This is a genomic window from Comamonas sp., from assembly GCF_036666375.1.
Taxonomy (GTDB): domain Bacteria; phylum Pseudomonadota; class Gammaproteobacteria; order Burkholderiales; family Burkholderiaceae_C; genus Comamonas.
In genome coordinates this window covers 1-6831 of record NZ_JAVWWA010000168.1, presented here as the reverse complement: position 1 = coordinate 6831, position 6831 = coordinate 1, and the positions used below count along the sequence as shown (strand labels likewise).

The following is a 6831-nucleotide window of genomic DNA, read 5'->3' as shown; positions in this document are numbered from 1 at the left end:
ACCTCCGGCCTCTACGTCCCGAACGTAGCGCTCTACCAGGCTAAGCTACACCCCGCAGCGGTCCTGTCAGGCACAAAACCGGCACGGGTTTCAAGTGCGTCTGTCGAGGAGCTGAGCTGCCAATTGTAGCAAATTTGCAGTGTGTTCATTGTCAGGCAGCTGGCTCAAGGCATCGATGGCGCGATGGGCTTCGGCATGCGCGGCAGCGCGCGCCACGTCGAGCGCGCCTGTTTCCTGCACGATGGCAATCACCGTGGCGAGCTGTTCGGTCGAGCCCTGCTCGATGGCCTCGCGCACGATGGCCGCCTGTTCGGGCGTGGCGCGCTGCATCGCGGCGATCAGCGGCAGCGTGCATTTGCCTTCGCGCAGGTCATCGCCGAGGTTCTTGCCCATTTCTGCGGTGTCGCCGGTGTAGTCCAGCACGTCGTCGATGATCTGGAAGGCCGTGCCCAGTGCCTGGCCATAGGTGGCGCAGGCTTCTTCCACGGCCGGGCTGCTGCCCGCGAGCACGGCGCCGAGCTGGGCGCTGGCTTCGAACAGCTTCGCGGTCTTGGAGCGGATCACATGCAGATAGCCGTCCTCGTCGAGCGAAGCGTCGTGCATGTTCATCAGCTGCTGGACTTCGCCTTCGGCAATGATGTTGGTCGCATCCGACAGGATCTGCAGCACGCGCGTGCTGCCCGCTGCGACCATCATCTGGAACGAACGCGTGTGCAGGAAGTCGCCCACCAGCACGCTGGCCGGGTTGCCGAACGCTTCATTGGCCGTGGCGCGGCCGCGGCGCATGGTCGATTCATCGACCACGTCGTCGTGCAGCAGCGTCGCGGTATGGATCAGTTCGACCACGGCCGCGAGGTTGAAGCGCTGGCTTCCCTCGTAGCCCAGGGCCTTGCAGATCATCAGCAGCAACGCGGGCCGCAGCCGCTTTCCGCCGGCGGCAATGATGTACTGGGAAATCTGCGAGATCAGCGGAACACTGGTGTGCAGGCGGTCGGCGATGACGCTGTCCACCTCGCGCATGTCGTTGGCGATCAGGGAAAGGGGATTGGTGGGGGTGATAGCTGTGGTCAAAATGGTGGCCGCCATGTGAGCCTTGGATTATAGGAACTGTCGGCCCGAAATGAAGGCAGTCGGCGTTGGCCGCGGCAAACGGTCTGCACAAGCAAACCCAATGCATGAGAAATTCAGCCATGGTACAATCGCCGGCTCTGCGGAAATTCGTCTGCAGAACTCTCAATTAAAGAGGTCATACATGTACGCGGTCATAAAAACCGGCGGCAAGCAGTATCGCGTTGCTTCCGGCGAAAAAATCAAAGTAGAACAGATTGCTGCGGACGTAGGCCAGGAAATTGTGATCGATCAGGTTCTGGCAGTCGGCAACGGCACAGACATCAAGATCGGCGCACCCCTGGTGTCCGGCGCAACTGTGAAGGCAACTGTGGTTGCTCACGGCAAACACGACAAAGTGCACATCTTCAAGATGCGCCGTCGTAAGCACTATCAGAAGCGTCAGGGTCACCGTCAACAGTTCACCGAACTGCAGATCGTGGCAATCGTAGCTTAATAGGAGCTGAGTCATGGCACAGAAAAAAGGCGGCGGCTCTACGCGAAACGGGCGCGATTCCAAGCCCAAGATGCTCGGCGTGAAGGCTTTCGGCGGTGAGTTGATCACGGCTGGTTCCATCATCGTTCGCCAGCGCGGCACCAAGTTCCACCCCGGCGACAACGTCGGCGTGGGCAAGGACCACACGCTGTTTGCCTTGGTCGAGGGCCACGTGTCCTTCTCCACCAAGGGCGCACTGTCCAAGCACATGGTCAATGTGACGCCTGCATAAGGTTTGTCACTTCGACTCGCAGCGAAGCCCCGACCTGTCGGGGCTTTGCTGTTTAAGGGGTATTTTTGCCCTGCCCCGTTCGACGGGGCTTTATGCTTTTGCGCGCGGCGGGCTACGCTGTACGCTGCACGAAAGCACACTGTTTTGTAAACTGGATGCCTCATGAAGTTCGTCGATGAAGCTTATATTGACATTGCTGCCGGTGATGGCGGCAATGGCTGCGTCTCGTTTCGACACGAGAAATACAAGGAATTCGGCGGCCCCAATGGGGGAGACGGCGGCCGCGGCGGCCACGTCTTCGCGGTAGCGGATTCCAACCTGAATACCCTGGTCGATTTCCGCTATGCGCGCCGCCATGAAGCCAAGCGCGGCGAGCACGGCATGGGCTCGGACATGTTCGGCGCCGCCGGCACCGACATCACCTTGCGCGTGCCCGTGGGAACGATCTTTTCCGACCAGGAAACCGGCGAAGTGCTGTACGAACTGCTGACGCCGGGCGAAGTCGTGACCATCGCCAAGGGCGGTGACGGCGGCTTCGGCAACATGCGCTTCAAGAGCGCGATCAACCGCGCACCGCGCCAGAAGACGCCGGGCTGGCCCGGCGAGCGCAAGAGCCTCAAGCTCGAACTCAAGGTGCTGGCCGACGTGGGCCTGCTGGGCATGCCCAATGCAGGCAAGTCGACGCTGATCACGGCCGTGTCCAATGCACGCCCCAAGATTGCCGACTATCCGTTCACCACGCTGCACCCCAATCTGGGTGTGGTGCGCGTCGGCCCCGAGCAAAGCTTCGTGATCGCCGATATTCCGGGCCTGATCGAAGGCGCGTCCGAAGGCGCGGGCCTGGGCCATCTGTTCCTGCGCCATCTGCAGCGCACGCGTCTGCTGCTGCATGTGGTCGACATGGCGCCGTTCGACGAGACCGTCGATCCCGTGGCCCAGGCCAAGGCCATCGTGGGCGAGCTCAAGAAGTACGACGCCGCGCTCTACGACAAGCCGCGCTGGCTGGTGCTCAACAAGCTCGACATGGTGCCGACCGAAGAGCGCGCCGCGCGCGTCAAGGACTTCGTCAAGCGCTTCAAGTGGAAGGGCCCGGTGTTCGAGATCTCCGCGCTGACGCGCGAAGGCTGCGAGCCGCTGATCAAGACCATCTTCCAGCATGTGCAGGCCCAGCAGCGCGCCGAGAACACGCCCGAGGAAATCGATCTGCGCTTCGTGGGCGATGCGCCGGCGGAAGTCGATCCGCGCGACCCGCGTTTCGCCGACGACGAAGCGAAGTGAGAGTTCCGGTCAGGCCGCAAGGCCGGCCGGGGTGGGGGCCCTAGGGCCATTGACTGACCAGCGCCTGTGGCCTGCGAGGCAGGCGCCCAAGAACAATCTGAATCATGGCTTCCAGTGTTTTGCGTGACGCACGGCGTATCGTCGTGAAAGTAGGCTCCAGCCTCGTGACCAACGAAGGCCGGGGTCTGGATGAAGAGGCGATCGCGCAGTGGAGCCAGCAGCTCGCCGCCCTGGTGCGTGGCGATGCCGACGGCGTGCGCCGCGAAGTCGTCATGGTCTCGAGCGGAGCGATTGCCGAAGGCATGAAGCGCCTGGGCTGGAAGACGCGTCCCAAGCAGGTGCATGAGCTGCAGGCGGCCGCGGCCGTGGGCCAGATGGGCCTGGCGCAGATGTACGAGACCAAGCTGCGCGAGCAGGACGTGGGCAGCGCCCAGGTGCTGCTGACCCATGCCGACCTCGCCGACCGCGAGCGCTACCTCAATGCGCGCACCACGCTGCTGACGCTGCTGAGCCTGGGTGTGGTGCCGGTCATCAACGAGAACGACACCGTCGTCAACGACGAAATCAAGTTCGGCGACAACGACACGCTGGGTGCGCTGGTCGCGAACCTGGTCGATGCCGACGCGCTCGTGATCCTGACCGATCAGAAAGGCCTGTATACGGCCGATCCGCGCAAGAACCCCGATGCGCGCTTCGTCGACGAAGCCCAGGCCGGCGATCCTGCGCTGGAAGCCATGGCCGGCGGCGTGGGCTCGAGCATAGGCAGCGGCGGCATGATCACCAAGATCCTGGCGGCCAAGCGTGCCGCGGGCTCGGGCGCATCCACGGTGATCGCCTGGGGGCGCGAGCCCGATGTGCTGGGTCGGCTGGTCGCGGGCGAGGCCATTGGCACCCTGCTGCTGGCGCAGACGCCGAAAAAGCAGGCGCGCAAGCAATGGATTGCCGACCATCTGCAGCTCAAGGGCGCGGTCAGCGTAGACCAGGGCGCGGCCGACAAGCTGCAGGAAGAAGGCAAGAGCCTGCTGCCCATAGGCATGACGGGTGTGGAAGGCAATTTCTCGCGCGGCGATGTGATTGCCGTGCGCAATCCGCAGGGCCGCGAAATTGCGCGCGGATTGGCCAACTATGCGAGCGCGGAAGCGCGGCTGCTGTGCCGCAAGAGCTCGGCCGAATTCGAGCGCCTGCTCGGTTACAGCGCCGAATCCGAAATGATCCACCGCGACAACATGATTGTCTCCGGCCACTGAAAGCCTGCGCCAGGTCTGCCTGGCGTCGGTTTCAGGGGTGTTTGGTGTTGCCGGCCGCGGCGCGCTGGCTGGCTGCGGTGAGATCGGTCTGCGGATCGGGATCGAAGCTCGCTCCGGGCGGAAGCTCGAGTCCCGGATGCAGCAGGCCCAGCGTGTTGCGTGACGGCAGTGTGGTCATGGGCACCATGGTGCCTTCCTGCTCGCGGTTGCGCATGCCGCTGCGCAGATAGCGATTGCGCTGCTCCTGCCGTGGCAGATAGCGCGCCAGCTCGGTCAGCGCCATCTCATAGACGCCACGCTTGAACTCGACCACGACTTCCAGCGGAACCCAGTAGTCGTTCCAGCGCCAGGCATCGAATTCCGGGTGGTCTGTGGCCCTGAGGTTCAGATCCCAGTCGTGGCCCAGCAACTGCAGCAAATACCAGATCTGCTTTTGGCCCCGGTAATGTCCACGCGCATCGCGTCGGATATACCGGTCTGGCACCTCGTAGCGCAACCAGTCCCGGGTTCGGGCGACCACGCGGACGTGATCGGGCTTCAGACCCACCTCTTCGTGCAATTCCCGGAACATGGCTTGCTCCGGAGATTCCCCCCGGTCTATGCCGCCTTGCGGGAACTGCCAGCTGTGGGTGCGGATGCGTTTGCCCCAGAACACCTGGTTCTTGTGGTTGAGCAGGATGATGCCGACGTTCGGGCGAAATCCGTCCCGGTCAAGCATAATCGAACCCCAATTTTTTGAATTGCGTCCATTATGCATGGTGCCATGCCCCCGGCAAGCGCGCCCGCCTGATTTCCGCTGTACTCTGCCCCCATGAAAGCCTCTCAATTCTTCATCTCCACCTTCAAAGAAGCTCCGGCCGACGCCGAAGTGGTCAGCCACAAGCTCATGATGCGTGCGGGCCTGATCAAACGCTTGGGTGCGGGTGTGTACAACTACATGCCCATGGGCCTGCGCGTGATCCGCAAGGTCGAAGCCATCGTGCGCGAAGAGATGAACCGCGCGGGCGCGGTTGAAATCTCCATGCCTGTGGTTCAGCCGGCCGAGCTGTGGCAGGAAACCGGCCGCTTCGAGAAGATGGGCCCCGAACTGCTGCGCATACAGGACCGCCACGGCCGTGACTTCGTGATCCAGCCGACCAGCGAGGAAGTGGTAACAGATATCGCGCGCCAGGAACTGCGCAGCCATAAGCAGTTACCAAAGAATCTCTACCAGATCCAGACCAAGTTCCGGGACGAGCGCCGTCCGCGCTTCGGCCTGATGCGTGGCCGCGAATTCATCATGAAGGACGCCTACAGCTTCGACAAGAGCCGCGACGCGGCCCAACTGAGCTACCAGAACATGCGCCAGGCCTACCAGCAGATCTTCGATCGCTTCGGCCTGCGCTACCGCGCCGTGCGCGCCGACAGCGGTGCGATCGGTGGCGACCTGAGCGAAGAATTCCAGGTCATTGCCGCGACCGGCGAAGACGCCATCGTCTACTGCCCAGACAGCGACTACGCTGCCAACCTCGAGAAGGCCGAAGCGCTGGCGCCCGCGGCCGAGCGTCCCGCCGCCACCGTGGCGCTGACGCAGACGGCCACGCCCGGCAAGAGCACCTGCCCCGATGTCGCCGAACTGCTGGGCGTGCCCTTGTCCACGACCGTGAAGTCGCTGGTGCTGGCCACCGACGAGCTCGACGACAAGGGCATCCTGGTCAAGAGCCAGGTCTGGCTGCTGCTGCTGCGCGGCGACCACGACATGAATGAAATCAAGGTCGCCAAGGTGCCAGGTCTGGACGCCGGCTTCCGTTTCGCGACCCAGGCCGAGATTGAAACGCACTTCGGCTGCAAGCCCGGCTACCTGGGCCCGCTGAACCTGCTGCAGCCCGTGAACCTGGTCGTCGACCGCGACGTGGCCGTGATGGCCGACTGGATCTGCGGCGCCAACGTCGAAGGCTTCCACATGATTGGCGTGAACTGGGGCCGCGATCTGCCCGAGCCAGCCGTCATTGCCGATCTGCGCAATGTGGTGGCCGGCGACCTGTCGCCCGACGGCAAGGGTGCGCTTTCCATCGAGCGCGGCATCGAAGTCGGCCATGTGTTCTACCTGGGCGACAAGTACTCCAAGGCGATGAACGCCACGTTCCTGGCCGAGAACGGCAAGCCCGCGTTCTTCGAGATGGGTTGCTACGGCATTGGCGTGACCCGCCTGCCGGCCGCGGCCATCGAGCAGAACCATGACGAGCGCGGCATCATCTGGCCGGACGCGATCGCGCCGTTCACCGTCGTGCTGTGCCCCATCGGCATGGCACGCAGCGAAGCCGTGCAGGCCACCGCGGGTGCGCTGTACGACGCGCTGATCGCGCTGGGCGTGGACGTGATCCTGGACGACCGCGACGAGCGCCTGGGCGCGATGCTGGCCGACTGGGAGCTGATAGGCGTGCCGCACCGCGTGGTGATTTCCGACCGCGGCCTGAAAGAAGGCACGGTCG

At 63.6% G+C, this 6831-nt stretch carries 7 protein-coding genes; 5 read left to right on the top strand and 2 right to left on the bottom strand.

All coding sequences use genetic code 11. The features are described from left to right. Positions 1–90: 90 nt before the first annotated feature. Entirely contained in the window at positions 91–1020 is a 930-nt protein-coding gene (locus tag RR928_RS23690; protein WP_332539925.1) for a polyprenyl synthetase family protein, read from the bottom strand. A gap of 232 nt (positions 1021–1252) precedes the next feature. Between RR928_RS23690 and rplU the strand changes: the two genes are divergently transcribed. The 4 genes from rplU to proB all read left to right on the top strand — a co-directional run bounded on the left by rplU (position 1253) and on the right by proB (position 4360). Next, positions 1253–1564: a 50S ribosomal protein L21 gene (gene rplU, locus RR928_RS23685; protein ID WP_213301682.1), complete on the top strand. Its 312-nt coding sequence runs from the start codon at positions 1253–1255 to the stop codon at positions 1562–1564. Positions 1565–1577: 13 nt separating this feature from the next. Then, positions 1578–1835: a 50S ribosomal protein L27 gene (gene rpmA, locus RR928_RS23680; RefSeq protein WP_159910762.1), complete on the top strand. Its 258-nt coding sequence runs from the start codon at positions 1578–1580 to the stop codon at positions 1833–1835. Between the two features lie 162 nt (positions 1836–1997). After that, positions 1998–3113 carry an Obg family GTPase CgtA gene (gene cgtA, locus RR928_RS23675; RefSeq protein ID WP_332539916.1) on the top strand — a complete coding sequence of 372 codons (1116 nt, stop codon included), beginning with the start codon at positions 1998–2000 and terminating at the stop codon, positions 3111–3113. A 104-nt stretch (positions 3114–3217) separates the two neighbouring features. Beyond that, complete coding sequence (gene proB / locus RR928_RS23670) at positions 3218–4360, top strand: glutamate 5-kinase (protein ID WP_332539917.1); 1143 nt, start codon at positions 3218–3220, stop codon at positions 4358–4360. 31 nt (positions 4361–4391) lie between these two features. Here the strand turns inward: proB and RR928_RS23665 are convergent, their stop codons facing one another. Beyond that, positions 4392–5078 carry an RNA pyrophosphohydrolase gene (locus tag RR928_RS23665; RefSeq protein WP_332539927.1) on the bottom strand — a complete coding sequence of 229 codons (687 nt, stop codon included), beginning with the start codon at positions 5076–5078 and terminating at the stop codon, positions 4392–4394. A gap of 93 nt (positions 5079–5171) precedes the next feature. Between RR928_RS23665 and RR928_RS23660 the strand changes: the two genes are divergently transcribed. Then, positions 5172–6831, top strand: a 1660-nt coding sequence (locus RR928_RS23660) for a proline--tRNA ligase (RefSeq protein ID WP_332684502.1), incomplete at its 3' end; no start/stop codon positions are given.